Source organism: Campylobacter sp. CFSAN093233, assembly GCF_011068165.1.
Taxonomy (GTDB): Bacteria; Campylobacterota; Campylobacteria; order Campylobacterales; family Campylobacteraceae; genus Campylobacter_D; species Campylobacter_D jejuni.
The window spans coordinates 34,151-60,926 of record NZ_JAAMWY010000007.1; the positions used below are offsets into that span (position 1 = coordinate 34,151).

Sequence of the window (26,776 nt, forward strand, 5' to 3'; positions counted from 1 at the left end):
AATGCAAATTTTAGTATATGATAATTTGGATGAAAAACAAAAAGAAGAAGCGTTAAAACGCCCTGCTATAAGTGCGAAAGATGAAATTTCAAAAATAGTAAGTTCTATCATTAAAGAAGTGCAAGAAAAAGGCGATGAAGCTTTGATAGAACAAGCTTTGAAATTTGATAAGGCTGAAATTTCAAAGATTAAAATCACTCAAGAAGAAATCACTCAAGCAAGCAAGCATTTAGATAAAGATTTACAAGAAGCTATTTTAGTGGCTTATGAAAATATCAAAAAATTTCACGAAGCCCAAATCCCACATGAAATCGCTCTTGAAACTACAAAAGGCGTTAAATGTGAAGTTTTAACACGCCCTATAGAAAAAGTAGGACTTTACATACCAGGGGGTTTGGCACCTTTGTTTTCAACGGTTTTAATGCTAGCTATTCCTGCAAAAATTGCAGGTTGTGAAAAAATCGTTTTAGCAAGTCCTGCAAAAATCAATGATGCTGTGCTTTTTTGTGCTAAGCTTTGTGGCGTGGATGAAATTTATCAAATGGGTGGTGCAGGAGCTATAGCAGCTTTGGCTTACGGTACCCAAAGTGTTTTAAAGGTGGATAAAATTTTTGGCCCAGGAAATGCCTTTGTAACCGAAGCAAAACGCCAAGTAAGTAGTGATATAAACGGAGCAGCTATTGATATGCAAGCAGGACCTAGTGAAGTTTTAGTCATAGCTGATGATTTAGCTAATGAAAAATTTGTAGCTAGTGATTTGCTTTCACAAGCTGAACATGGTGCAGATTCTCAAGTGATTTTAGTGTGTTTAAGTCAAGATTTTGCTAAAAAAGCAAGTGATGAAGTCCAAAGTCAATTAGAACTTTTGCCTCGCAAAGAACTTGCAAGCAAAAGCATTGCTAATTCACGCATTATCATAGCTAAAGATTTAAATCAAGCCTTAGAAATTTCAAATCTTTACGCCCCTGAACATTTGATCATACAAACTCAAAATCCACGAGAACTTTTAAAAGGTGTAAAACACGCAGGATCAGTATTTTTAGGAGCTTATTCCCCAGAGTCTATGGGTGATTATGCAAGTGGGACAAATCATGTTTTACCTACTTATGGACTTACTAAAACGCATTCTAGTTTAGGTTTGGCAGATTTTAGCAAAAGAATGACCGTTCAAGAGTTAAGTAAAGAAGGTTTTTTAGCTTTAGGTAAAAGTGTTGAAATTTTAGCACAAAATGAGCATTTAGACGCGCACAAAAATGCAGTAACTTTTCGTTTGGAAAGCTTAAAATGAGTCAAAAAATCCTTTTTATAGATAGAGATGGCACTTTAATAGAGGAGCCAAAAAGCGATTTTCAAATCGATACTCTTGAAAAATTGCGTTTTGAAAAAGATGCTATTCCCACTCTTTTAAAACTAAAAAAATTTGGATTTAAATTTGTTATGGTAAGCAATCAAGACGGTCTTGGAACACCAAGTTTTCCAAAGGAAAATTTTGAAATCGCTCATGAAAAAATGCTTGATATTTTAAAAAGTTGCGGTATAGAATTTCAAGATATTTTTATTTGTCCGCATTTTGAAAATGAAAATTGTGCTTGCAGAAAACCTAAAACCGCTATGTTAGAAGAGTATATCAAACACGAACTTTATGATAAGGAGCAAAGTTTTGTTATAGGAGATCGTGAGAGTGATATGATCTTGGCTTCAAATTTAGGCGTGCATGGTTTAAAATACGGCGAACTTTCTTGGAAAGAAATAGAAAATGAAATTTTAAGTTCTTTTAGAAGCGCGAGTTATCAAAGAACTACTAAAGAAACAGATATAAAAGTAAAGGTATGCTTAAATGGGGGTAAGGTTAGCATTAAAACAGGTATTGATTTTTTTGATCACATGTTAGAGCAAATCGCTGTACATGGAGGTATAGGGCTTGAAATTTCTTGTAAAGGAGATTTGGAAATCGATGAGCATCATAGCGTTGAAGATGTAGCCTTAGCACTTGGAGCTTGTATCAAAAAAGCTTTAGGGGATAAAATCGGCATTGCAAGATATGGTTTTGCTTTACCTATGGATGAGTGTTTGGCAAGTTGTGCGATGGATTTTTGCAATCGTCCCCATTTAGTCTATAAAGCCAAATTTAAAAAATCTCATTTAGGGGCTTTAAGCACAGAAATGATCGAGCACTTTTTTTATTCTTTAAGCTATGCTATGGGCGTGAGTTTGCATTTAAAAGTTAAAGGCAAAAACGATCATCATAAAGCCGAAGGGCTTTTTAAAGCCTTTGCAAAAGCTTTGAAAATGGCAGTAAAAATAGAAAGTGAAAATTTAGCCAGCTCTAAAGGAGTGATATGAAAATCATCATCATCGATACAGCCTGTGCGAATTTAGCATCTTTGAAATTTTGTCTAGATAGATTAGGTTTTAATGCAACTATCAGTAGGGATTTAAAAGAACTTGAAAGTGCGGATAAGCTTTTTTTACCTGGAGTGGGTACCGCAAAAGAAGCAATGAAAAATTTAGAACAATTTAATCTTATTGATTTTATTCAAAATACCAAAAAACCTTTGCTTGGTATTTGTTTAGGTATGCAAATTTTAGGAAATTTTTCTGAAGAATTAAATCAAGAAACCTTAAAACTCATAGATTTTACAACTCAAAAATTTAAAACTAAAGAAGGCTTTACTTTTCCACATATGGGATGGAATGAAGTTTATAGCTCTCATGCTTTGTTTAAAGGCTTAGAAGGGGCTTATTTTTATTTTGTGCATAGTTATTGTGTAGGACTTGGGAAATACACTATAGCAGATTGTGAGTATTCGCAAAAATTTAGCGCAAGCGTAATGAAAGATAATTTTTACGGAGTGCAATTTCACCCTGAAAGAAGTAGCGAGGCTGGGGAAATTTTAATTTCAAATTTTATTAAGGATATAGGATGACTCAAATCATACCCGCACTCGATCTTATAGATGGCGAAGTGGTGCGTCTTGTAAAAGGGGATTACGAACAAAAAAAAGTATATAAATACAATCCCTTAAAGAAATTTAAAGAATACGAAAAAGCAGGAGCGAAAGAACTTCATCTTGTAGATCTTACAGGTGCAAAAGATCCTAGCAAAAGACAATTTGCTTTGATAGAAAAATTAGCCAAAGAAGTCAGTGTCAATTTGCAAGTAGGTGGAGGTATACGCTCTAAAGCAGAAGTTAGAGCTTTGCTTGATTGTGGAGTAAAAAGAGTAGTTATAGGATCTATGGCAATTAAAGATGCGACTTTATGTCTTGAAATTTTAAAAGAATTTGGTAGTGAAGCTATAGTTTTAGCCTTAGATACGATTTTAAAAGAAGATTATGTTGTGGCTGTAAATGCTTGGCAAGAAGCAAGCGATAAAAAGCTTATGGAAGTTTTAGATTTTTATAGCAATAAAGGCTTAAAACACATACTTTGCACAGATATTTCAAAAGATGGCACCATGCAAGGAGTAAATGCAAGACTTTATAAACTTATCCATGAAATTTTTCCTCATATTTGCATTCAGGCAAGTGGTGGAGTAGCAAGCTTAAAAGACCTTGAAAACTTAAAAGGAATTTGTAGTGGGGTTATCGTAGGAAAAGCTTTATTAGACGGAGTTTTTAGTGTAGAAGAAGGGATAAGATGTCTGGAAAATTGACCTATAAAGAATTAATTATAGAAGTTTTAAAACAAACTAAAAAGCCTTTAAATGTGAGTGAAATTTGGCAAAAAGCTCTTGAAAAAGGCTTAGATAAAAAGCTTTCTAGTATAGGACAAACACCCACTCAAACAATTTGGAATAGGTTGCTTACAGATAAAATTAACTTTCTTAAAACCTCAATAAAACCTACAACTTTTTGGCTAAAAGAAAGAGAAAATGAACTTTTAAAGCTTGATAATAAAAATGAAATTACCAATGAAAAACAAGAAAAAAATAAATTTCATGAAAGAGATTTACACCCCTTGCTTGTAAAATTTTTATATGAAAATTTAGATTTTAATTTAAATTGCAAAACAATTTATCACGAACAAAGCAAAAAGGGTAAGGGCGGGGAAGATAAGTGGAATTATCCTGATATTGTAGGGGTTTATTTTCCTTACGATGATTATGAAAAAGAGACCATAACACTTTTAGAAAATATCAAACAAAATAGTTATAAGCTTTTTTCTTTTGAACTTAAAATTGCTTTAAATTTTTCAAATTTAAAAGAATGCTATTTTCAAGCTGTAAGCAATTCTAGCTGGGCAAATGAAGGCTATTTGGTTGTTTTACAAGAAATTGATAGCGAAGTTTTAAGTGAGTTAAGACGCTTAAATCAAAGTTTTGGCATAGGAGTGATAAAACTTGAAAAAGATATTTCAAATTCTCAAATTTTAATTAGTGCAAAAGAAAAAGAACTTGATATTCAAACACTAAATATGCTGATCAATAAAAATCCAAATTTTAAAGAATTTATTGATGATATAAACAAACAAATTAAAGTGGGCAAAGAAGCAAAAATTCAAGCTAATTTTGATGAAATTAAAAGCGATGAAGAAATGGAAAAATATCTTAAAGAAAAATGTATTTTGGAGAAATAAATGCTTACAAAACGCATAATTGCATGTTTAGATGTCAAAGATGGCAGAGTAGTAAAAGGAACACAATTTAAAAACCATAAAGATATGGGAGATATCATAGAGCTTGCTAGGTATTATTCTCAAAATGGTATTGATGAGCTTGTTTTTTATGATATTGCTGCAAGTGCTAGAAAAGAACGCATATCAAGAGAATGGGTAAGTGAAGTAGCAAAAAATATCAATATTTCTTTTTGTGTTGCAGGGGGTATTAAAAGCGAAGAAGATGCAGCTGAACTTTTGGCTAATGGGGCAGATAAAATTTCTATCAATTCTCCTGCTTTAAATGATCCAAGCCTAATCACACGCCTTGCTAAAAGCTTTGGCGTGCAATGCGTAGTAGTAGGGATTGATAGTTTTAAAGATGAAAATGGAAATTTAAAAGTATTTCAATACACAGGGGATGAAAAAACAAGTAAACATAGTGGAAAAAGCACTTTAGAATGGGTTAAAAAAGTGCAAGATCTAGGTGCAGGCGAAATTGTTTTAAATATGATGAATCAAGATGGTGTTAAAAATGGCTATGATTTAGAACAATTAGAAGCTGTATATAAAATTTGTAAAGTACCTTTGATCGCAAGTGGGGGAGCGGGAAAAATGGAACATTTTTTAGAAGCTTTTAAACTAGGTATAGATGGGGCTTTAGCTGCTTCTGTTTTTCATCAAAAACTTATAGACATTAAAGAATTAAAAATTTATCTTAAAAATCAAGGCTTAAGTATAAGGATATAATATGCAAAATTTCAAAGAACTTAATGAAAAAATCGCTTGGCAAAAAGTGGATAATCTTTTACCTGTCATCATCCAAGATGCAAAAACTTGCGAAGTTTTAATGCTAGGCTTTATGAATAATGAAGCCTTAGAAAAAAGCTTAGAAAGTGGCAAAGTAGTCTTTTTTTCACGCACAAAACAGCGTCTTTGGATGAAGGGTGAAGAAAGTGGAAATTTCTTAAATATCATAGATTTAAGCTTAGATTGTGATAATGACACGCTTTTAATTTTAGCAAATCCTGTAGGGCCTACTTGTCATACGGGCGATATTTCTTGTTTTGAAAAAATTTCTAAAAATGCAGATTTTGTTTTTCTAGCCAGACTTGAAAAACTTATTAATGCACGCAAAAATGCCGATGAAAATACTTCTTATACAGCAAAACTTTTCAAAAGTGGTACAAAACGCATCGCACAAAAAGTTGGTGAAGAAGGCGTAGAAACAGCTTTAGCAGCGACAGTAAAAGATAAAGAAGAGCTTATTTGTGAAGCAGCGGATTTAATGTATCATTTAAGTGTTTTACTTGCAGATGCAAATCTTAGTTTCTCAGATGTGATTTCAAAATTAAAAGAAAGACATAAAGCTTAAAGCTTTATGTAAAATAAATTTATATCAATGCAAGGCTTCATTAAGTTTGACTGCTTTTTTATTTAAAGCTACTATCATAGCACCACTTATAGAATCTTGACGGAAATGTAGCCCATTTAAACCTTTAAGCTCTAAGCCTTTGTAAATTTCTTTATCAAAATTAAAATAAGGATTAAGTTTAGCAAGTTCTTCGGCATCTTTGAGTAAAAATTTCGTTCCTTCTAGCACTGCAATACCTGCATCAACTATACAATTATCCCCTAAAGGAATTCCTGTCACTGAATTAGCCCCTAAAAGACAAGCCTTGCCTACGCTTATAGCATTGCCACTTGTTCCACTTAAAACACCTAAAATCGAAGCTCCGCCACCTACATCAGAACCTTCTCCTACTATAGCACTTGAACTAATACGCCCTTCAACCATACAAGCTCCTGTTGTACCTGCATTAAAATTCACATAACTTGCCCCTGGCATGATGGTTGTTCCTGCTGCTAAAGACGCACCCATTCTTACTTTAGAACTTTCTAAAATTCTTGTATTATCCTCAGGGATAATATGTGCTAAAAATCTTGGGAATTTATCAACAAAATCGATTTTTGGATATTGATTGCTCATTTTTAAACGCATTTCATTTGCTCTTAAATACTCAAGCTCGATAGGCTTATCATCACTCCAAGCTACATTGCTTAAAAGTCCAAAAGCTCCATTTAAATTGATACTTCTTAAAGGTACTTTTTTAGTAGAAAGCAAATAAAGTTTTAGATAAATACTTTCTACACTTAAAGGTTCTTTATCTTCAAAAAGACAAACAAAAGAAAATTCATCGTCTTTAAATTTATCTTTGATAATCTTTAATAAATCAATATTTTGATGCCCATCTTCTTCTAAAAAAGGTTTAAAACAAGAAAGTGCAAAATCAATATCTTCTAATTTCAAAGTTTGCACAAACTCACTCGCATTAAAATCAATCTCCACGCCCCTTTGCATAAAAGCTTCAAGCATGATTGCCGCTGAGCCAAAATTTTGCTCATAGTTAATCAAAGCAAAACTTGCTTGTAAGATTTTATTTTTATTTAACTGTCCTCTATCAAGCCTTGCTATACCAAAAGCTTTAGGTTTTTTATAGCCACTTTTTTGCTCGATTTGTTTGATTAAAAGTAAAAAATCTTCTTTAGTATTAATCATTTTCTTTTCCTTATCCACTTAATTTTTAATGCGAACACGCACTTTTTCCATTCATCACAGGTTGTATAGCAGAATTATCCGCACCACCTTCATTGTTAATCTTTTCTATAAAACTCCAAATTTTTTCAGCCGCCATTAAATAACGCCTTGAACTCACACTTTCAGGGTGATAAAAACTCACAGGCTTGCCTTCATCTCCACCTTCTCTTACTATCATTTCTATAGGAATTTGTGCTAAAACTTCACTTTTATAGGCTTTTGCCATATCTTCAGCTGTTCCTTTACCAAAAATATCATACTCTTTACCATTATCAGGACATAAAAATCCACTCATATTTTCAATCACACCCGCTATAGGAATATGAAGTTTATTAAACATATCTAAAGCTCTTTTGCTATCGTCTAAAGATACGGTTTGAGGCGTGCTTACACAAACTCCTGCAGTAATAGGAATACTTTGCGCAGAAGTAATTTGTGCATCGCCTGTTCCTGGAGGCATATCTAAAAACAATACATCAAGTTCAGGCCAAATCACATCAGCTAAAAGTTGCTCGATTGCTTTCATAATCATAGCTCCACGCCACATAAGGCCTTGACCCTCTTCGATCAAAACCCCCATACTCATCATATAAACACCATGAGTTAAAATAGGCTTTAATCTCTGCCCTACTACTTCAGGCTGAGTTTTGGTTTCACCTAGCATTCTTGGAATATTTGGCCCATAAATATCCGCGTCTAAAATACCTACTCTTTTTCCCATTTTAGCCATGGAAATTGCTAAATTTACTGTAGTTGTAGATTTACCCACACCACCTTTTCCACTTGAAACCATGATGAAATTTTTTACTTGTGGAGCGATATTTTTTCCACTTCTTGAATTACTTTTTTCTTCAGGAATTTTTGGAGTAATGATATTAAGTTCAATATTTTTTAAAGCCAAACTCAATAAAGCTTCAATAATATTTTTACGAATTTCATTAGCTACTTCAGGATTTGCTGAAACGATTTCTATATCAATGAATACACCATCATCTTGAATTTTAATATCTTTTACAAAGTTAAAACTCACTATATCCTTTTCAAAACCAGGATATTTTACAGTTTTTAATTTCTCTAAAATTTGTTCTTTCATATTTTTTCCTTGTCTTTTAAAAAAATCAATTTTACTAATAAAATGATAAAATTTAGCTTTTTATAAGTGTATAATATGGTAACATTATAAAAACCAACAATATTAAAAAGAGGAATGAAAAAATGAGTGAAATGAGCCTCATTATGTTAGCAGCTGGAAATTCTACTCGTTTTAATACAAAGGTAAAAAAACAATTTTTACGACTTGGAAATGACCCTCTTTGGCTTTATGCAACAAAAAATTTAAGCTCTTTTTATCCTTTTAAAAAAATAGTTGTTACCTCTAGTAATATCACTTATATGAAAAAATTTACTAAAAACTATGAATTCATAGAAGGTGGTGATACCAGAGCAGAATCCTTAAAAAAAGCCTTAGAGCTCATAGATAGCGAATTTGTTATGGTAAGTGATGTAGCAAGGGTATTGGTGAGTAAAAATTTGTTTGATCGTTTGATTGAAAATTTAGATAAAGCAGATTGTATTACCCCTGCTTTAAAAGTTGCAGATACAACACTTTTTGACAATGAAGCCTTGCAAAGAGAAAAAATCAAACTCATTCAAACCCCGCAAATTTCTAAAACCAAATTGCTTAAAAAAGCCTTGGATCAAAACCTAGAATTTACAGATGATAGCACAGCTATAGCTGCAATGGGTGGAAAAATTTGGTTTGTTGAAGGTGAAGAAAATGCAAGAAAACTAACCTTTAAAGAAGATCTTAAAAAACTTGATTTGCCTACACCTAGCTTTGAAATTTTTACTGGCAATGGTTTTGATGTGCATGAATTTGGAGAGAATCGCCCTTTGCTTTTAGCAGGAGTGCAAATTCATCCTACTATGGGGCTTAAAGCACACAGCGATGGAGATGTTTTGGCTCACTCTTTAACCGATGCGATTTTAGGTGCTGCAGGACTTGGAGATATAGGAGAGCTTTATCCTGATACTGATATGAAATTTAAAAATGCCAACTCCATGGAGCTTTTAAAACAAGCTTATGATAAAGTCAGAGAAATAGGTTTTGAACTCATTAATATAGACATTTGCGTCATGGCACAAAGCCCTAAACTTAAAGACTTTAAACAAGCTATGCAAAGCAATATAGCTCATACTTTAGATTTAGATGAATTTAGAATCAATGTTAAAGCCACAACAACGGAAAAATTGGGTTTTATTGGAAGAAAAGAAGGTATGGCGGTGCTTAGTAATGTAAATTTAAAATATTTTGATTGGACAAGATTATGAAAGTTTTAATTATTGAAAATGAAATTTATCTAGCGCAAAGCATTAGCATTAAACTAAGTGATGCTGGATATAGCTGTGAAATTATTAACTCGTTTGATGAATACAATGGTGAAAAATACTATGACATTATACTGCTTTCTACAAATACTAATAATTTTCTAAAAGCCGTAGGTCAGTTTAAACATAGTATTATTATTTTGCTTATTTCTTATATAAGTACAGATACAGTTTCAAATCCTTTGAAATTAGGTGCTAGTGATTATATTCAAAAACCCTTTATGATAGAAGAGCTGATTAGAAAAATAAAGCATTATCAGGATTTTAGAAAACTTTCAATTCTTAATAAAGCTTATCAAAGCTATATCAAATCAAGATTAGAAACAATCAAAATTCCAGAGTATAATTATAAAAAATTAAAACTTCCATTGATATTAAAATCCAACAAGCAAAGCAGTGCTGATGCTTTTGTTTTTAATTATGCAAATGAATGTGACATTACTCTTTCTTTTATTGATTTAACATCTACAAATTCAGTTGAAAAAGTTATGAAACTTCCCACAGAAAACAATCTCTTATTTTTGAGTAATTTTCAAGCATTAAAAGCAACAGAAAAGGAAAAACTCCTAGATTTTATACAAAACAAAAATGTTATTTTGCATACCAATTCAAATACAGATGATTTAAAAATAAACTGCATTAATTTAAATGATAATGAAAAAAATATCAATAGCAATGAAATTTTAACTATAGATGAGTATGTAAAATATGTTATTATAAATTACCAAAATATATTTCCTGATACTGATCTTTCAAAAAAATTAGGCATTTCACGTAAATCTTTATGGGAAAAAAGGAAGAAATATGAAATCAGCAAGAAAAAATAAAAACATTACCATAGATCAAAATGAATTTGGCATCTTGTCACTTATTAAAGAAGGTTTGCTAGGTACTTGCACTCATTTAATGAATGAAAAAGAAGTCAATGAAATCATTAAATCAGGAAAATTTAAAGGAGAAAGTTTTCCCTATCCCTTAAGCTTTGCACCAAAAAATGCTGAAGAAGCACTAAATGATATAAAATCTGGCGATAGAATCGATCTCATACTAGATGAAAAAGTAGTAGGACATATAGATTTTAAAAGCCAATTTAAAAATAATAAAAATTTTTCTGATATTTTCAGTCCTAACACTTGCTCTTTAGAAGACATGGGAACAACTTGCATAAGTGGAAAAATAGAAATTTATAATTCTCAAATTGAAAAAATAAAAGAAAATTTTCAACAAATCAAAAACAATCTTAATGCACAAAAAATTACTGCTATAGTTTCAAGTTTTGATCCTTTGCATCGTGCCCATGAAAGAATGTTTCGTTGGACTATTGATAAAGCAGATTTAGTTGTAATTTTTCTTGTAGAATCTTTTGATGTAAATGGGTTTGAATTCGAACTTAAAGAAGCATATTTGAAAAAATTTATTCAAAACTATCTTCCACCGGATAGAATTTTCATTTTTCCATTAAAAAATATTAATATTTTTCACGCTCATTTAAATCCTGGCTTAGAAAGTATTATCGCAAAAAGTCTAGGTTGTACCAAACTAGTAGTAGGACAAAATCATACAGGACTTGGAATGTTTTATGACGATAACCAACCAAAAACCATACTTGATGATTTTTCCAAGGACTATGGCATAGAAGTGATCGTTTTGCCTGAATTTGTATTTTGCGATCAATGTCGCATGATTGTTAGCACAAGATCTTGCCCTCATGGTTGTCATCACCATTTGCACTATAATTCTCAGTCTTTAAAAGATTTACTAAGAGCGGGTATCATTCCTCCAGCAATTTTCATGCGCAAGGAAGTATCTAGTGTTATTTTAACTTCTCTTTTTCCAAATAGATTAAAAAATATGCAAAAAATTTATAATGAGCTTTTTCCAACTGATGGAATTTTAGAATACAAAAATGATGAAGAATTTTATCAAAAACTTTTAGAAATTCATCAAATGTCTTATATGGTGTAATAAAATGCAAAAATTATTTTTAACTTTTTTTTATTCAGGTTCTGTAAAAAAGGCAAGTGGGACTTTTGGTACTATCGCTGCTTTAATACCTGCTTTTTTTATACTTAAATATCTCGGGATTAATACTTTGTTTTTACTAAGCATTTTAATTTTTGTTGCAAGTATTCGTGTTATAGATGATTATGAAAAAAAAACAGGAATTCACGATGACAAACACATAGTTATCGATGAGGTTGCTGGAGTTTTTCTTGCTTGTGCTATTGCAGCAAGTGTTGAAAACTCGATAGTCAATTTTATTTTGGCTTTTGTTTTATTCAGACTCTTTGACATTACAAAACCTTCTATTATTGGTAAGATAGATAAAAAAGTCAAAGGCGGACTAGGTGTAATGCTTGATGATATGTTAGCAGGATTGTTTGCTGGACTTTTAAGTGCGGTAATTTATGGATTTTTACTTAAATTTAATTTAGTTTTTTGGGATATAAATTTAAAAGACTTATTTTGAAATTTTGCTTAAATTAATTAAATTTTAAATTTTATTCTTATATAATTTAGTCTTTAATTTCAAAAAAGGAAAATATAAATGGCAAACCATAAATCTGCTGAAAAAAGAGCAAGACAAACTATTAAAAAAACAGAAAGAAATAGATTCTATAGAACAAGACTTAAAAATATAACTAAAGCCGTAAGAGAAGCTGCAGCAAATGGAGATAAAAATGCTGCTAATGAAGCTTTAAAAGTAGCTAATAAAAGCATTCATGCTATGGTAAGTCGCGGTTTCATTAAAAAACAAACTGCTTCTCGCCGTGTAAGCCGCTTAGCCCTTTTAGTAAATAAAATCGCATAATTTTCTATATAGTTTTTAATGTTAGCTAGCAAACTAGATCCTTTTTTAAAACGCTTTGAAGAGTTAAATTCTCTTCTTAGCAGTTCTGATATAATCAACGATATCAGTAAAATGACTACACTCTCTAAAGAACAAAAAAATTTAGAACCTATCGTTTTAAAAGCTAAAGAGTATTTAAAAACTTTAGACAATATAGAAGAAAATAAAGCTTTGCTAAACGATCCAGAACTTGGGGAACTTGCGAAAGAAGAACTAAAAACTTTAGAAGAATTAAAACCAAAGCTTGACGAAGAGATTAAAATTTTACTTCTTCCTAAGGATCCCAATGATGAAAGAAATATTTTTCTTGAAATTCGCGCAGGCGCAGGTGGCGATGAGGCATCTTTATTTGTAGGAGATCTTGTAAAAGCTTATGCAAGATATGCTGAAAATCGTGGCTATAAACTTGAGATTGTAAGTTCTAGTGAAGGAAGTGTAGGTGGATTTAAAGAAATCATCATGCTTGTTAAAGGAACAGGAGCTTATTCAAGACTTAAATATGAAGGTGGAACGCACCGTGTTCAAAGAGTTCCTCAAACAGAATCCCAAGGACGCGTGCATACTTCTGCTATCACCGTGGCAGTAATGCCAGAAGTTGATGATATAGAAATCGAAATCAATCCAAACGATCTTAAAGTTGATGTTATGCGATCTTCAGGACATGGTGGACAAAGTGTAAATACTACTGATTCAGCTGTTCGTATCACTCATATCCCTACAGGTATAGTTGTAGTCAATCAAGATGGAAAAAGCCAACACAAAAATAAAGAAAGTGCGATGAAAGTCCTAAAAGCAAGGCTTTATGAAATGCAAGAGAGTGAAAGACTGGCAAAAGAAAGTGAAGCAAGAAAATCACAAGTAGGAAGCGGAGATAGAAGTGAACGCATTCGCACTTACAATTTTCCACAAAATCGTATCAGCGATCATAGAATAAATCTTACTTTATATCGCTTAGATGCCATTATGCAAGATGGGCTTTTTGATGAAATCATAGAACCTTTAATCACTCATCATCAAGCCCAAGCTTTACAAGAACAAAATTTATAAGATTTTATATAAATTAATGCTTATGTAGGAATTTATGTGGATTTCCACTAGCACCTACATGTATAACATTTCCATTTTCTATATCATAAGCTTGGCCAAAACCTTTTACAAAGCGTCCTTTTTTAAATTCAAGCTTTACTAGATGAAAATCAAGCATCTTGCGTATAGTTTTAATGCCTCCTTCTCCTCCGGTTTGTTTTTCAAACTCATCATAAATTTGATCAAATCTTTCACCTCTCTCTAAAAAGCTTGCATTTACTCTATAGCGCAATCTTTTGCGAAGTATCACAGAAGCGGCTTTACTCTCATCCTCTAAAAACATTATTTCTATATTGTTTGGATTTACTTTGATGTTGTTAAAATGTTCGCTTACTTCACTTATATAAATATAATTTCCCCATTGTGTGCTTACAAAAGGTGCATACGAGCAAACAACTTCTCCATTTGCATTTAAAGTTGCCAAAGCTACAGAATTAAAACTTAGCATAAATTCATTTAATTCTTTTTCTACGCCACTAAAATTTTGCTCGCTCTTTGCACTCATGCAAAGGGATATTATAGCATCTTTAATCGTGTTTTCATCGGCTTTTTTAGGAAATTCCACTCGTAAATTTTCTTTATCATTGTAAACAAGATCTAAGCCATTAAAATCAACACTTTTTAGAAAAACATCTTGTACTTGCTCAATACCACCAAATTTTTTACAAAGATCGACTAAATTTGATTTATGATGATCATTCATATGAGAAATAATGCTTTCAAAATTCATTTTTATCCTTTCTTGATTTTAAAATAAAATATTAAAAAAAATGGTATCAATTATCAAATTAAAAAGCACTTAAAATATATAAATTATCTATTTTAACAAAAATTTATACTAGATTAAGTTAATAAAGGATAAATTTATTTCTAAATTATTATGATATAAATTATCATTATTTATTTTATTTAAGGAGTAAAATTTGCACCCAAATAAAAAAGCTTTTAAATTATCTTTATTTGCATTATTGCTAATAACTAATTTAAATGCACAAGAATCAAATAAAGCTATCAATCTACAAAAAGTTGTTGTTAGTACAACAGGTTTTGAACAAGATGCGGATTCAAATTTACGCAATGTAATCAGCATAGAAGGCAAAGATCTACAAAATAAAGGTTATGTTTCTTTAGAACAAGCCTTAGAAAGAATTTCGGGCATTAGTTTTGTAAATTTTGGACTTGGACGCAATATAGATATGCGTGGACAAGGAAATAAATCCAATATAGCTGTAAAAGTTATGATTGATGGGCATGCTATTAATGTTCTTGATAATTCCCATGGTGTAACCCCACTAGATAGTATCAATTTAGATAATGTAGAACGCATAGAAATCATACCTGGGGGTGGATCTGTGCTTTATGGAAGTGGTACTAGAGGTGGCGTGATTAATATCATTACAAAAAAACAAAAATCAGATGCTTTTGCTATAAATTTAAAAAGCAGTACCTATAATCATGGTGGACTAGGTGGAAATTTAGGTATCAATGGCGCCAAACAAATAAATGAAAATTTAGCTTTTAGCTTTGATATACAAAGTTTTAACCTTGATGGATATCAAAAAGGTTATAATGAAAAAGGCTATTTTATCAACACAAAAACCTATATTGATATCAATGATAATAGCGACTTAACTTTGGGTTATAATTATTTTAAAAGCAAAAATACCAGCAGTGGCTATCTAACAAAAGCACAAGCTCAAAGCGATCCAACCCAAAAAGGCAATAGTGACAATATCACACAAATCAATCGCCCTGAAATTTCTTTGGATTATCATTACTATTTTGATGATATATGGGAATTTAACCTAGAAGCTTTTTGGCAAAATCAAAAGATCAATTATCTAAAAGATGAAATTTCTATGATGGGAACTACAGCTTATCAAAATGGAAGTGGTTTTGAAGACACACTTACAGGGATAAGTTTAAAAAACAAGCTAAATTATGCAAATAATTCTTATTTTATTTTTGGTTATGAATTTACAAACCATGATGCAAAAAGAAAGAGTTTGGTGTATTATAGCGTTCCAGGTGTCATAAATTATCACAGGATGACAACTTTAATGGATATGACTAAACAAAGCCATTCTATTTTCGCTCTTGATTCTCATAATTTTAATGAATTTTTCACTTTATCCGGTGGAGCTAGATATGAATTTAGCACTTATAATACCAATAGATCTTATAGAAATGAAATGAGTATGAACGGAAGACCGCCATCATCAAATCCTATAATCACAGACTCAACAACCCTTTTTGATACCGATAAAAACACCAATAATTTTGCTTTTGAAATCACCCCTAACTTTAAATACTCTGACACAGGCAATCTTTATCTTAAATACGAAAGAGGTTTTGTTTCTCCTACACCTGCTCAATTTGTCAATCGCAACAAAACTGGTAATGGAATACCACCCTATTATTCGTCGAACCTAAAAGCTGAGATCTTTGATACCTTTGAACTAGGTATTGATGATTTTTGGTGGGATTTTTACGGCTTTAATCTAACTTTATTTTACACCCTAAGCAAAGATGAAATTTCTTATCTTGGAAACCCTCATTCTACTAGTGGATCTTGGTGGAAATATTATAATATAGATCAAACTCGCCGTTTAGGAGTAGAATTAAGCCTGAGTCAAAATTTTTTAGATGATGATTTAATCTTTAGAGAAAGTCTAACTTATCTTGATGCTAAAATTTCTAAAGGTGTTAATGACGGCGTGAGAATTCCTTATGTTTCAAAAATCAAAGCCACAGCTGGGCTTGAATACGCTTGGAATAAAAATTTCTCAAATTTTATTGATTTAACCTATTTTTCTAGAGCAAAAGATGGTGGAACTATAGATGAAAATACAGGAAAAATGTCTAAAAATTCTTGGATAAGGGATTATTTTTTAACAGATATTGGCATGAAATATAATTATAAAAAATTACAAATTTTAGCAGGAATTCGCAATCTTTTCGATAAAAGATACTACACCTATCAAGACAGTATAAATGATCAATACCTAGTTGGGAATGGCAGAAACTACTATGTTGAATTTAAATACGCATTCTAAAATTTTAGTGATTATAGGGCTTTTGGTAGCTTATATAATCGCTTCTTTTATAGCACTTTGCTTAGGAGATGAGAATTTAAACCCAAAAGAACTTTTTTCATATATCTTTAGCCAAGATGAAATTTTAAGACAAATCATCATAGATGGACGCTTACCACGCATTATAATGGCGATTTTAATCGGTATGCTTTTAGCTAGTAGTGGGGCTATCACTCAAAATGTATTTTCAAATCCTATAGCCGATCCTTATATCATAGGTATAGCTTCTGCGGCAACCTTTGGAGCGGTTTTGGCGTATTTGTTAAAATTGAATGATTATTATTATGGAATTTTAGGTTTTGTTTGCTCTGCCTTTTTTGCCCTAGGAGTTTTTAAAATTTCTTCTAAAGCTTCTATAGCGACTTTACTCATTATCGGCATAGCAGCTTCATCTTTTTTAGGAGCTTTTACTTCTTTTTTCACTTATCTTATAGGCGAGGATTCTTTTAAAATAGTCGCTTGACTTATGGGAAATATAGGCAATGCTTCTTGGTTTCGTGTGGGAATTTTAATCTTGCCTTTAATTTTTTGTTTGTTTTATTTTTACGCTCATAAAAACGAATTAAACATACTTTTAAGCGGAGATGATGAAGCTAGAAATCTAGGGGTAAATGCTCAAAAATTAAAGATAAATTTACTCATCGTCTCATCCTTGGCTGTATCTTTTGCGGTTGCTTTTAGCGGACTTATAGGCTTTGTTGGACTCATCATTCCTCATACTATAAGACTTTTGCTTAAAAATTATGATAATGCCTTAGTTATCCCTTTATGTACAGCATTTGGAGGATTATTTTTACTTATTTGTGATACTTTAGCAAGAACTCTTTTAGCCCCTGTACAAATTCCGATTGGAATTTTAACTGCATTTTTTGGAGCTCCTATTTTTTTATACTTGGCTTTAAGCGCTAGGAGATTTTTATAATGCTAAAAATACATGATTTAAGCTTTGCTTATCACCAAAAAGATTTACTAAAAAATATTCATTTAGAACTTAAAAACCAAGCTTTTATAGGAATTTTAGGGCCAAATGGCTCAGGCAAAAGCACTCTTTTAAAACTTATACTTAAAAATTTAAGTCCAAATAAAGGAGTGATAAGTCTTTTTAACACAAATATCAAGGATTTTTCTCTTAAAGAATTTGCCAAAATTTGCGGATTTGTGCCTCAAAAATCAGAATTAAACACCCCTTTAAAAGTCATCGATGTGCTTTTAATGAGCAAATATGCGAATTTAAAACACGCTTTTAGTTCTTATTCTAAAGAAGATATTTTAGAAATTAAAAAATTTGCTAAAGATTTAAGACTTGAAAATTTTCTAGAAAGAAGCATACTTTCTTTAAGCGGAGGTGAATTTCAAAGAATGCTTTTAGCAAGAGCTTTACTTAAAAAGCCAAAAATTCTTTTTTTAGATGAACCCACTTCAGCCCTTGATTTAAACTATGCTATAGAGCTTTTAAGCCTTTGCGAAAAACTAGTTAAAGAAAAAAATATAGCCGTTGTTGCTATCTTGCATGATTTAAATTTAGCTTCTATGTTCTGCGATAAAATCCTTTTTTTAAAAGAAGGGGAGATAAAGTATTTTGGAACGAGTAAAGAGCTTTTTACTCAAGAAATTTTAAAAGAAATTTATGATTTAAACTGCGAGATTATTTATAAAAATTCTAAACCTTATATTTTAGCTTTAAAGGAGAAAAAATGAAAAAAATTTTAATTATTATGAGTTTGTTTTTAATCACACTAAATGCAAAAGAACGCCTTGTAGTGCTTGATCCTGCAAGCATAGAAACCCTTTTTATGCTTAAGGCTGAAGATCAAATCGTAGGCATTGCCACTTTACAACACTCAAATATCTATCCTAAAGATCAAACCTCAAAACTTACAAGCGTAGGCACTTTTTCAAATCCTTCACTTGAAAAAATAGTAGCACTAAAACCAAGTTTGGTGATTTTAAGCTCTTATTCTTTAAATTTAGAAGAAGGACTTAAAAATTTTGGTATCAAAAGTATCAATTTAAAAGCCGAGCGTTTAGAAGATATAACAAAAAATATCACAACCTTAGGCCAAATCACCAAAAAAGAAAAAGAAGCAGAGCTTTTAAAACAAGAATTTGCTCAAAATTTAAAAAAATTAAGCGATAAACCCCTAAATAAAAGTGCGATTTATCTTTATTCTAGCAACCCTTTAATGGCCTTTAATGATAATTCTTTAATAGCTGATATTTTAAGACTCATAGGGATTAAAAATTTAAGTCCGCAAAGTCGAATTTCAAGACCTGTTATATCAGCAGAATACATACTTAAACAAAATCCAGATATACTCATTCTTGGAATAGATGCCAAAAATAATCTTTTAGATACAAATGCTTTATTGAAAAATACCAAAGCAGTTAAAACAGGAAGTATTTATTTTAACAAAGATACACATATATTATTACGTCTTAGTCCTAAGATAATAGATAGAATTCAAGAATTTAAAACAAAGCTAGAAAATAACAATTTTTAATCACTCAATCTTGCTTTAAAAAATTCGCAAGTTTGACAAAGTTTTTCTATGCGTTTATCTTCTTCAAAAGCTTTTTTCATCATCTTTATACGCGGTGATTTAAAAAGCTTATCAAAGTTATTTTCAAAAACATTTCCCAAGTTAATATCTGCTTTAGTATCCAAACAGCAAGGCACTAAACTTCCATCACTTAAAATCCCAATTTGCTCTTTTAAAGCATGACATTTTCCTTTTTTATAAAGGGGTTCATCTTTTAAATTTGGCCATTTAAAAAGTTTATTTTGATGAAGCAAAATATGTCTTTGTAAGCGATTTTTACTTAAGTTTGCATCGATCTTAGCTTCAAATTCTTTGGCCAAAAACTCATAAATTTTTAAATTTGACTTAGGCACTTTAAAATTAGTGTCTAAATTCCAAAGTCTTAGATTGATAAAAGAAAGGCTTTTTTGCTCTAAATGCTTTTTGCAAAGTTCTAAAATAGGCTTAAAATACTGCTCTAAAGAAATTTTGCTTTGACTTAAAAAAGACATTAAAGAAATATTGATTTGATGGATATTCTCATACCCTAACAATAAAGCTTGATTTTTAGAATTTAGATAAAAGCCACTTGTAGTGATTTCAAGTTTCATAGCTTCATCTTTTGCGATTTTTAGATAATTTTCCAAATTAGGCAAAAGCAAAGGATCACCCAAAAGATGAAAGGTAAAAAGCTCAGCTTTATTAGAAATTTCATAAGCTAAGTTTTGAAATTTTTCTTCACTCATTACCCCGCGATTTCCTTTTTGAGAAGGACAAAAATCACATTTTAAACCACAAATATCGCTTAATTCTATATATATTTTTTTAAATTTCATTGTATTTCCTAGAGTAAACATTTTACTGAAATTTATTAAAATATGTAACATTTTTATCAATATTTTTATCTTTTTTATTTCTCTTCTTTATTTTTAAATATATTAAACAAAAATCACACTATACTTAAATAAAAATCACACTATACTTAAATAAAAATCTAAAATTAAGGAAGGGTTTATGCAAGAGCTTACTCGCACGAAAAAAATTCGCTCTATTATTGCTGCAAGTAGTGGAAATTTAGTAGAGTGGTTTGACTTTTATATCTATGCTTTTACAGCAACTTATTTTGCTCATACTTTTTCAACTTCAGATAATCCTGTTATCCAGCAAATCAATGCCTTTGGAGTTTTTGCAGCAGGATTTTTTATGCGTCCTATAGGTTCTTGGCTTTTTGGTTCTTTGGCTGATAAAGTAGGTCGTAAGAAATCTATGGTTATATCAGTGGTTTTAATGGCTTTGGGCTCTTTTATGATAGCAGCCTTACCAAGCAAAGATACAGTGGGCGATCTTGCTATTATCTTGCTTTTAATAGCAAGACTTATTCAAGGTCTTAGTGTAGGCGGGGAGTATGGCATAGCAGCTACTTATCTTTCAGAACTTGCTACGGAAGGAAAACGCGGTTTTTACTCATCTTTTCAGTATGTAACCCTAATAGGTGGTCAACTTTTGGCCGTTGCAAGCATTAGTATAATGTTTTTATTTTTTAGCATTGATGATATGAAAGATTATGCTTGGAGAATACTTTTTGCAATAGGCGGAATTTTAGCACTAGGCTCGCTTTTTGTAAGAAAAATGATGAATGAAAGTGCTACAAAACTTCACCAGCATGAAGATCGTGGTACTTTAAAGGCATTATGCAAATCTTGGAAACCTTTTTTAATGGTACTTGGGGTTACCTCTGGAGGTTCTTTAGCTTTTTATACTATTACAACTTATACTAAAACTTTTATGGAAAATACGGGTATGGATAAAATGCTTGTTAATAATCTTTTCTTAGGTGCTTTATTTATACTAATGATCATTCAACCTCTTTTTGGATATATAGGAGATAAAATAGGTCACAAACGATCTTTAATTGTATTTTGTATTTTGGCATTGGTAGGAATTTATCCTATTTTTTCACTTATAGCCAATAACGCACAAAATAATCCTTCTTTGACATTTATGTTGGTGGTATTATTGTTTGTTATTTTAAGTTTTTATACTTCAGTTGCTGGGATTTTTAAAGCAAAACTTTTTCCTGAACATGTAAGAGCTTTAGGGACAGGTTTGGGTTATGCTATTTCAAATGCTGTTTTTGGAGGATCTGCTCCTTGGGTTGCTTTACAATTTAAAAATGCAGGTATAGAAAATGGCTTTTTTATATATATAGCTATTTTTACAATCATCATGCTTATAGCTACTTTATGTTTGCCTAAAAAATCAGAGCTTAATTAATTTTAACGCTTTTAAAGAAAGTGCCGAAAGTGCGGTACTTTCTAACTCTTTTAAGGTTTTAAATTTATAATTTTTATTTTCATTGTTTAAAATTTGATGATAAACCTTGATATTAAGTTTATACTTAGTATAGCTGTGCTTAAACTCCCCTACAAAACCCATATCTTTAGAAAGTTTATACTCTCCTTCTTTAAAAAAAGGAAAATTATACATACCCTTATAAAGCTTATCTTGGCTTTTCTGTATCGCAAATTTTTTATTAAATTCAAACAAAAAAAGATTTAAATTTAAACTCTCATAAAGTATTTTTTTAGCTCTTGGATAAAGCTCTGTATGAAATTTGCCTTGACAAAAATCATACAAAGGACAAATCCCACACTTTGCATTTTTACCCACACAAACCAAAGCCCCTATATCAAGCAAAGCTTGGTTGTGATCAAAGGCATGATTTAAATTTAAAAGCTCTTTAGCTCTTTTTTCAAGTTCTTTCATGCTAGGATTTTCCAAAGCAAAAAGACGAGAAAGCACACGGCGTATATTGCCATCAACAAAAGAAACCTTTTGATCGTAGCCAAAACAAGCTATAGCGCCTGCTGTATAAGCTCCTATACCACTTAATTTTTTTAGATCCTCAACTTCTTTAGGTAATTTAGCCCCAAACTTATCCACGCATTCTAAAGCTGCCTTTTTTAAATTTCTAGCACGAGTGTAATAACCAAGTCCTTGCCAAGCCTTTAAAAGCTCGTCTTCATTAGCATTAGCCAAACTTTCTAAAGTAGGAAATTTTTGCAAAAAGGGGAAATAAAACCTTTCTAAAACTGATTTAACTTGAGTTTGTTGAAGCATAATTTCGCTGATATAAACCCCATAAGCTCTATCAATATGCTTTAAACTTTCATCACAATTTTGACTTTGTAAATTACGCCAAGGCAAAGTTTTGCGTCCATTTTTTTCATACCAAAGAAGTAAATTTTCTTGTAGTTTTTCAAGCTCTTTTTTTTGCATAAATGAGAGTATAACAAAAAATTTTAAAATTTTTTGCTAAAATTAGCTCAAATTAAATTATTAAGGATATCCATGTTAGCTTTTTTTAAAGGTTTAGGTGTAGGTTTTTTATGTTTATTACTTTTTGTTGCAGGCGTGGTTTTTAATGTAGAATTTTTAGGCAAAAAAGACTCTAATCATGATTTATATTTTTCAAGAAATATAGAAGTAAGCAATACGCTAAAACCCGATATTTTATATGCAAATATTAATTTTTGGGCAAATGAAAATTTAAGTTCAAAAATTACATTAGACAATAGTGAAAAAGCTGAAATCACAAATACTTTCAATCAAATTTTAGAACGCTCAAAAAAAGAAAATTTTTGTAGCGGAGGAAGTTTTTCTTTAGAACCTAATTTTTCCTATAAAGATGGTATACAAACTCCAAAAGGTCAAAGATTTGATGCGAATTTAGAATGTGAATTTAAAGAAAACCAACTTGCAGATTTTAACAAGCTTTTAAATGACATCAATTCTATCATAGCTAAAAATAATTTCATCAGCGTTTCAACACCAGCCATACAAACAAAATTTTCAAAAGATACACTAAACAACAACAAAGAAAATCTCTACAAAGAGCTTTTAAAAACATCATACGAATATGAAAAAACTTACTCTTTAGATCTTAATAAAACTTGTGTATTGAAAAATTTACAAGTAAATACAAATGCCAATATCGCACCTAGAATGTTAAATGCAAAATCTGACAATATAGAACTTTCATCTCCAATTATCAGCGAAAAAGAACAAATTTTAAGTGCGAAAGCTTTATTTATTTGCAAATAACTTAAGGCAAAATAAACTCCTTTTAAGTTTATTTTGCTATACTTTTATCTTCAATTCTTTCAGAAATTTATGCGGGAATAGCTCAGGGGTAGAGCACAACCTTGCCAAGGTTGGGGTCGCGAGTTCGAATCTCGTTTCCCGCTCCATAATCACCCGCCCGGGTGGTGGAATTGGTAGACACAAGGGACTTAAAATCCCTCGGAATTTTTCTTCCGTGCCGGTTCAAGTCCGGCCTCGGGCACCACTTTTTCAACATTATCAGGGCGACATAGCCAAGCGGTAAGGCATGGGCCTGCAAAGCCTTGATCTCCGGTTCGAATCCGGATGTCGCCTCCAAAAGGCAAAACTTTACTTTATCGGGAGATGGCTGAGTGGTCGAAAGCGGCGGTCTTGAAAACCGTTGAGGGTCACACCTCCAGGGGTTCGAATCCCTTTCTCCCGGCCACCAAGACTTTCTAGTTTATCAAGCTTATATCATTCCTGAAATTATAAAGGATATTACAAATGAAAAATAATACTTCGGTCTTACTATTTTTGTTATATCCTAAAAAAACTTAGAAAAACTATGGCTAATATAATTAAAAATAAGAAATACAAATGGAAAATTTAGAATTTGTTATCTTAAAACAAAAATATAAAATTTTAAAAATATGTCAAATTTTAAAATACAAGGTAGGCAAATGAAAGAATTTTATATGAATTTAGCTTTAAATGAGGCTTGGAAATATCAGTTTTTAACCTATCCAAATCCGGCTGTAGGCTGTGTAATCTTAGATAAAAATGAAAAAATTTTAGCCATAAAAGCTCATGAAAAAGCTGGATTAGCTCATGCGGAACTTAATGCCATAGCTCATGCTTTTAAAAACTTAAGACCTGAAATTTCATTGCCTAAAGAAGCAAACGCCTTGCATGAGTTTATTTGCAAAAACCATCAAGGTGTATTTAAAGATAGCATAGCTTTTGTCACACTTGAGCCTTGCTCTCATCAAGGAAAAACGCCTCCTTGTGCAAAACTCTTTAGCGAGCTAGGTTTTAAAAAAATTTTCATCAGCGTTAAAGATGGAAATAAAATCGCAAGTGGTGGGGCTGAATTTTTAAAAAAACAAGGTATAGAGGTTGAATTTGACATACTTAAAGAAGAAGGAAAAAAACTTTTAAAACCTTTTTTAAAATGGCAAAAAGGGCAATTTAAACTTTTTAAATTAGCCCTTTCTATGAACGGCTCACCTTTTGGCAAAATCGTAAGCAATGAGCTAAGTCGCACTTATGCACATAAAATTAGAGCGGTGATTGATTTGCTTGTAGTCGGTGGAGAAACCATAAGAAAAGATCACCCTATACTAGATGCTAGGCTTTGCAAAGCAAAAGCGCCTAATCTTTGTATCTTAAGCCGTCAAAATATAGATAATTTTGATAAAAATATCCCTTTATTTAAAGTTCCAAACCGCCAAATTTATACCCAAATTCCAAGTGAAGCTAAATTTTTAATGTATGAGGGTGGAGAAAATTTTCTCAAAACCTTTAAAGATGAAATAGATATGTTTTTGATTTTCCAAAGTTCAAGTTTAAATGATGAAAAAAATGTTACAATACCTTTAAATTTCAAGCCACTTTATAGGAATTTTTTAGGGAGTGATACTTATGGCATTTATGAACTTTAGTGGATTTTTTTATGCGAGAAATGATTTAAGATTATTTAAAATAGAAAAGAAAAATGAATTAAAATCCTTTTTTTACAAAGACTACACCTTATCAAGCTACAAAGATGCTTTAAATTTAAATAATGAAATCTTTTTTTATCAAAGTTTAAAAGAAGGCTTATTTAAAGAAAATGATGAAATTTTAGTTTCAAATTTGGGTAAAAAGATCATACTTTTTAGAAATTTCACTCAAAATTGCGATAATTTTAATGAGGCAAAATTAAAACAAATATTGCTTTTATTTTTTTTGTTATTAGCGAGCGTATTTTTTGCAAGTTTGGCTATGATTAATGAATTTGGAGCCATAGATCTTGTTTTTTTAATGATTTGCTTATTGCTTTTAGTGATGGGAGCAATCAATCTTGGCTTGCTTTTTAAGCAAATTCGTATTCTTAAAAGTTTTTCCAAAGAAGAAATGAAAGAATTTTTAAGTCTAAGAATGAAAAAATACACCAAAGTGTAAAAACACTTTAGCATACTGTTTTTAAATTTGTAGCAAGACCACCTAAAGAAGTTTCTTTGTATTTATAATTCATATCTTTTCCTGTTTCATACATGGTTTCTATAACCTCATCAAGGCTTACCATAGGAGTAGATTTACGTGTCATTGCCATTCTAGCAGCACTTATAGCCTTAATAGCTCCAAAGGCATTTCTTTCTATGCAAGGAATTTGCACAAGTCCTGCAACTGGATCGCAAGTTAAACCTAGATGATGTTCCATTGCCATTTCAGCAGCGTTGCATGCTTTAAAAGCATTAACCCCTAAAACTGTTGCCATAGCCGCAGCTGCCATAGAACTAGCACTACCAATTTCTGCTTGACAGCCTGCTTCTGCTCCGCTAATACTTGCATTTTTCTTATAAAAAGAACCTATAAGCATTGCTGTTAATAAAAACTCTATAGCTTTTTCATCACTAAAACCTATAGTATGATTTTTAAGATAAAGCATAACAGCAGGGATAACGGCACATGCTCCATTTGTTGGCGCGGTTACAACTTTTGCTCCGCTAGCATTTTCTTCAGCAATCGCAATAGCATATAAAGAAATAAAATCTATAATGCCCATAGGATCAGCTGTCATCGCCACTCTTTCTTTAAGCCCTTTAGCTCTACGTTTTAAATGAAGTTTTCCGGGCAAATAATCTTCATTTGGATGCGTACCATTATAATACACTTCTTGCATCACTTCCCAAATTTCAAGACAATAAGCACGAATTTCCTCTTTAGTGTGAAATTGCAATTCATAACGATAGGAAAGCTCTGCTAAATCCCAATCTCTTTTATCGCAAAGCTCTAAAGCTTCTTTAGCGTTATTAAGCTCTATATCTAGTTTTTTCTTTTTATTTTGGTTAGAATTTTTACCTTTTTTTTCTAATTCCGCAGCTGTTAAAACAAAGCCTCCACCTACAGAATAATAAGTTTCCTCATCAACTAACCCACCTTTACAATCATAAGCTTTAATCTTCATACCATTCTCATGTAAAGGTAAAAAATCTTTGGAAAATATCAAATCTTTTTCATAATTAAAACAAAGTTTTTTCTCACCACAAAAATCAATTTGAGCATTTTCAATAGCATTTTTATTTACTTCATCTTGTATTGCCGCACTTAAATTTTTAGCTTCTAAGCCATTTAACCCCCAAATCACAGCCTTATCACTCAAGTGTCCTTTGCCTGTTAACGACAAAGAACCATAAAGAGTAACCTCAACTCTATCAATTTCATCAAGCTTTTTAGCAACTTTTTTACAAAATAAATTTCCAGCAAGCATAGGCCCTAAAGTATGAGAAGAAGAAGGGCCAACACCTATTTTAAAAATGCTTAAATTACTCATTTT

The 26,776-nt window shown here is 31.3% G+C and carries 26 protein-coding genes, 4 tRNA genes and 1 pseudogene; 25 read left to right on the forward strand and 6 right to left on the reverse strand.

Annotated elements, in window-relative coordinates:
• The first annotated feature begins 1 nt into the window (after position 1).
• The 7 genes from hisD to hisIE are packed head-to-tail and all read left to right on the forward strand — an operon-like array spanning position 2 to position 5,971.
• Positions 2-1,288 (forward strand): histidinol dehydrogenase, encoded by a 1,287-nt coding sequence (gene hisD / locus FBF15_RS06415; RefSeq protein ID WP_038816625.1) that lies wholly within the window; start codon positions 2-4, stop codon positions 1,286-1,288.
• Positions 1,285-2,343, forward strand: coding sequence for a bifunctional histidinol-phosphatase/imidazoleglycerol-phosphate dehydratase HisB (hisB, locus tag FBF15_RS06420; RefSeq protein ID WP_038816624.1), 1,059 nt, complete (start codon positions 1,285-1,287; stop codon positions 2,341-2,343). Before hisD ends, hisB begins: the two co-directional genes overlap by 4 nt.
• Positions 2,340-2,927: an imidazole glycerol phosphate synthase subunit HisH gene (gene hisH / locus FBF15_RS06425; RefSeq protein ID WP_038816623.1), complete on the forward strand. Its 588-nt coding sequence runs from the start codon at positions 2,340-2,342 to the stop codon at positions 2,925-2,927. The genes hisB and hisH overlap by 4 nt, the downstream gene beginning before the upstream one ends.
• A complete protein-coding gene (gene hisA / locus FBF15_RS06430) occupies positions 2,924-3,655 on the forward strand; it encodes a 1-(5-phosphoribosyl)-5-[(5-phosphoribosylamino)methylideneamino]imidazole-4-carboxamide isomerase (RefSeq protein ID WP_002860060.1) in 732 nt (243 codons plus the stop codon). The genes hisH and hisA overlap by 4 nt, the downstream gene beginning before the upstream one ends.
• On the forward strand, positions 3,640-4,578 hold the full coding sequence (locus FBF15_RS06435; RefSeq protein ID WP_002860061.1) for an HTH domain-containing protein: 939 nt from the start codon (positions 3,640-3,642) through the stop codon (positions 4,576-4,578). The genes hisA and FBF15_RS06435 overlap by 16 nt, the downstream gene beginning before the upstream one ends.
• Complete coding sequence (gene hisF, locus FBF15_RS06440; protein ID WP_002851492.1) at positions 4,579-5,346, forward strand: imidazole glycerol phosphate synthase subunit HisF; 768 nt, start codon at positions 4,579-4,581, stop codon at positions 5,344-5,346.
• Between the two features lies 1 nt (position 5,347).
• Entirely contained in the window at positions 5,348-5,971 is a 624-nt protein-coding gene (gene hisIE, locus FBF15_RS06445; protein ID WP_002851143.1) for a bifunctional phosphoribosyl-AMP cyclohydrolase/phosphoribosyl-ATP diphosphatase HisIE, read from the forward strand.
• Positions 5,972-5,995: 24 nt separating this feature from the next.
• On the opposite strand, the gene FBF15_RS06450 is transcribed toward hisIE, so the two are convergent.
• Both FBF15_RS06450 and FBF15_RS06455 read right to left on the reverse strand, forming a co-directional pair.
• Entirely contained in the window at positions 5,996-7,156 is a 1,161-nt protein-coding gene (locus tag FBF15_RS06450) for a 2,3,4,5-tetrahydropyridine-2,6-carboxylate N-succinyltransferase (protein ID WP_002851311.1), read from the reverse strand.
• Between the two features lie 25 nt (positions 7,157-7,181).
• Positions 7,182-8,288 (reverse strand): Mrp/NBP35 family ATP-binding protein, encoded by a 1,107-nt coding sequence (locus FBF15_RS06455; RefSeq protein WP_165434610.1) that lies wholly within the window; start codon positions 8,286-8,288, stop codon positions 7,182-7,184.
• 122 nt (positions 8,289-8,410) lie between these two features.
• On the opposite strand from FBF15_RS06455, the gene FBF15_RS06460 reads away from it, so the two are divergent.
• From FBF15_RS06460 to prfA, 6 genes are all read left to right on the forward strand, one after another.
• Positions 8,411-9,526 (forward strand): bifunctional 2-C-methyl-D-erythritol 4-phosphate cytidylyltransferase/2-C-methyl-D-erythritol 2,4-cyclodiphosphate synthase, encoded by a 1,116-nt coding sequence (locus FBF15_RS06460; protein WP_002868302.1) that lies wholly within the window; start codon positions 8,411-8,413, stop codon positions 9,524-9,526.
• Positions 9,523-10,410: a response regulator gene (locus FBF15_RS06465; RefSeq protein ID WP_002868301.1), complete on the forward strand. Its 888-nt coding sequence runs from the start codon at positions 9,523-9,525 to the stop codon at positions 10,408-10,410. The genes FBF15_RS06460 and FBF15_RS06465 overlap by 4 nt, the downstream gene beginning before the upstream one ends.
• The gene (locus tag FBF15_RS06470) at positions 10,388-11,548 is read left to right on the forward strand and encodes a sulfate adenylyltransferase (protein WP_002868300.1); all 1,161 of its coding nucleotides are present in this window, start codon (positions 10,388-10,390) and stop codon (positions 11,546-11,548) included. The genes FBF15_RS06465 and FBF15_RS06470 overlap by 23 nt, the downstream gene beginning before the upstream one ends.
• Before the next feature lie 4 nt (positions 11,549-11,552).
• Positions 11,553-12,053 (forward strand): phosphatidylglycerophosphatase A, encoded by a 501-nt coding sequence (locus FBF15_RS06475; RefSeq protein WP_002851418.1) that lies wholly within the window; start codon positions 11,553-11,555, stop codon positions 12,051-12,053.
• Between the two features lie 78 nt (positions 12,054-12,131).
• Positions 12,132-12,395, forward strand: coding sequence for a 30S ribosomal protein S20 (gene rpsT, locus FBF15_RS06480; protein ID WP_002856547.1), 264 nt, complete (start codon positions 12,132-12,134; stop codon positions 12,393-12,395).
• An 18-nt stretch (positions 12,396-12,413) separates the two neighbouring features.
• Positions 12,414-13,481 (forward strand): peptide chain release factor 1, encoded by a 1,068-nt coding sequence (prfA, locus tag FBF15_RS06485; protein WP_165434611.1) that lies wholly within the window; start codon positions 12,414-12,416, stop codon positions 13,479-13,481.
• A 13-nt stretch (positions 13,482-13,494) separates the two neighbouring features.
• On the opposite strand, the gene FBF15_RS06490 is transcribed toward prfA, so the two are convergent.
• Entirely contained in the window at positions 13,495-14,250 is a 756-nt protein-coding gene (locus FBF15_RS06490) for a HugZ family heme oxygenase (protein WP_038816620.1), read from the reverse strand.
• A 193-nt stretch (positions 14,251-14,443) separates the two neighbouring features.
• Here FBF15_RS06490 and FBF15_RS06495 point away from each other — a divergent pair, with 193 nt between their 5' ends.
• From FBF15_RS06495 to FBF15_RS06510, 4 genes and pseudogenes are all read left to right on the forward strand, one after another.
• A complete protein-coding gene (locus tag FBF15_RS06495; RefSeq protein WP_038816649.1) occupies positions 14,444-16,576 on the forward strand; it encodes a TonB-dependent receptor in 2,133 nt (710 codons plus the stop codon).
• A pseudogene (locus FBF15_RS06500) lies at positions 16,551-17,537 on the forward strand (iron ABC transporter permease). The gene FBF15_RS06495 and the pseudogene FBF15_RS06500 overlap by 26 nt, the downstream one beginning before the upstream one ends.
• Entirely contained in the window at positions 17,537-18,313 is a 777-nt protein-coding gene (locus FBF15_RS06505) for an ABC transporter ATP-binding protein (RefSeq protein WP_038816651.1), read from the forward strand. The pseudogene FBF15_RS06500 and the gene FBF15_RS06505 overlap by 1 nt, the downstream one beginning before the upstream one ends.
• Entirely contained in the window at positions 18,310-19,116 is an 807-nt protein-coding gene (locus tag FBF15_RS06510) for an ABC transporter substrate-binding protein (RefSeq protein WP_165434612.1), read from the forward strand. The genes FBF15_RS06505 and FBF15_RS06510 overlap by 4 nt, the downstream gene beginning before the upstream one ends.
• Here FBF15_RS06510 and FBF15_RS06515 read toward each other — a convergent pair.
• Positions 19,113-19,970 carry a radical SAM/SPASM domain-containing protein gene (locus FBF15_RS06515; RefSeq protein ID WP_207307112.1) on the reverse strand — a complete coding sequence of 286 codons (858 nt, stop codon included), beginning with the start codon at positions 19,968-19,970 and terminating at the stop codon, positions 19,113-19,115. The genes FBF15_RS06510 and FBF15_RS06515 overlap by 4 nt on opposite strands.
• Positions 19,971-20,148: 178 nt before the next feature.
• Here FBF15_RS06515 and FBF15_RS06520 point away from each other — a divergent pair, with 178 nt between their 5' ends.
• Positions 20,149-21,408 carry an MFS transporter gene (locus FBF15_RS06520; protein ID WP_002874088.1) on the forward strand — a complete coding sequence of 420 codons (1,260 nt, stop codon included), beginning with the start codon at positions 20,149-20,151 and terminating at the stop codon, positions 21,406-21,408.
• Here the strand turns inward: FBF15_RS06520 and mutY are convergent.
• Positions 21,394-22,413 (reverse strand): A/G-specific adenine glycosylase, encoded by a 1,020-nt coding sequence (mutY, locus tag FBF15_RS06525; RefSeq protein WP_038816653.1) that lies wholly within the window; start codon positions 22,411-22,413, stop codon positions 21,394-21,396. The two genes, FBF15_RS06520 and mutY, sit on opposite strands and share 15 nt — an antisense overlap.
• Positions 22,414-22,485: 72 nt before the next feature.
• Here mutY and FBF15_RS06530 point away from each other — a divergent pair, with 72 nt between their 5' ends.
• From FBF15_RS06530 to FBF15_RS06560, 7 genes are all read left to right on the forward strand, one after another.
• A complete protein-coding gene (locus tag FBF15_RS06530; RefSeq protein WP_002909849.1) occupies positions 22,486-23,238 on the forward strand; it encodes a hypothetical protein in 753 nt (250 codons plus the stop codon).
• 71 nt (positions 23,239-23,309) lie between these two features.
• Positions 23,310-23,384, forward strand: a tRNA-Gly gene (locus FBF15_RS06535).
• A gap of 9 nt (positions 23,385-23,393) precedes the next feature.
• Positions 23,394-23,482, forward strand: a tRNA-Leu gene (locus FBF15_RS06540).
• 18 nt (positions 23,483-23,500) lie between these two features.
• Positions 23,501-23,574 (forward strand) — tRNA-Cys (locus FBF15_RS06545).
• Positions 23,575-23,595: 21 nt separating this feature from the next.
• A tRNA-Ser gene (locus FBF15_RS06550) sits at positions 23,596-23,683 on the forward strand.
• A 205-nt stretch (positions 23,684-23,888) separates the two neighbouring features.
• On the forward strand, positions 23,889-24,899 hold the full coding sequence (gene ribD / locus FBF15_RS06555) for a bifunctional diaminohydroxyphosphoribosylaminopyrimidine deaminase/5-amino-6-(5-phosphoribosylamino)uracil reductase RibD (RefSeq protein WP_072233174.1): 1,011 nt from the start codon (positions 23,889-23,891) through the stop codon (positions 24,897-24,899).
• A complete protein-coding gene (locus tag FBF15_RS06560) occupies positions 24,880-25,401 on the forward strand; it encodes a hypothetical protein (RefSeq protein ID WP_002871876.1) in 522 nt (173 codons plus the stop codon). The genes ribD and FBF15_RS06560 overlap by 20 nt, the downstream gene beginning before the upstream one ends.
• 7 nt (positions 25,402-25,408) lie before the next feature.
• On the opposite strand, the gene FBF15_RS06565 is transcribed toward FBF15_RS06560, so the two are convergent.
• Positions 25,409-26,773, reverse strand: coding sequence for an L-serine ammonia-lyase (locus tag FBF15_RS06565; protein WP_038816569.1), 1,365 nt, complete (start codon positions 26,771-26,773; stop codon positions 25,409-25,411).
• Positions 26,774-26,776: the final 3 nt, after the last annotated feature.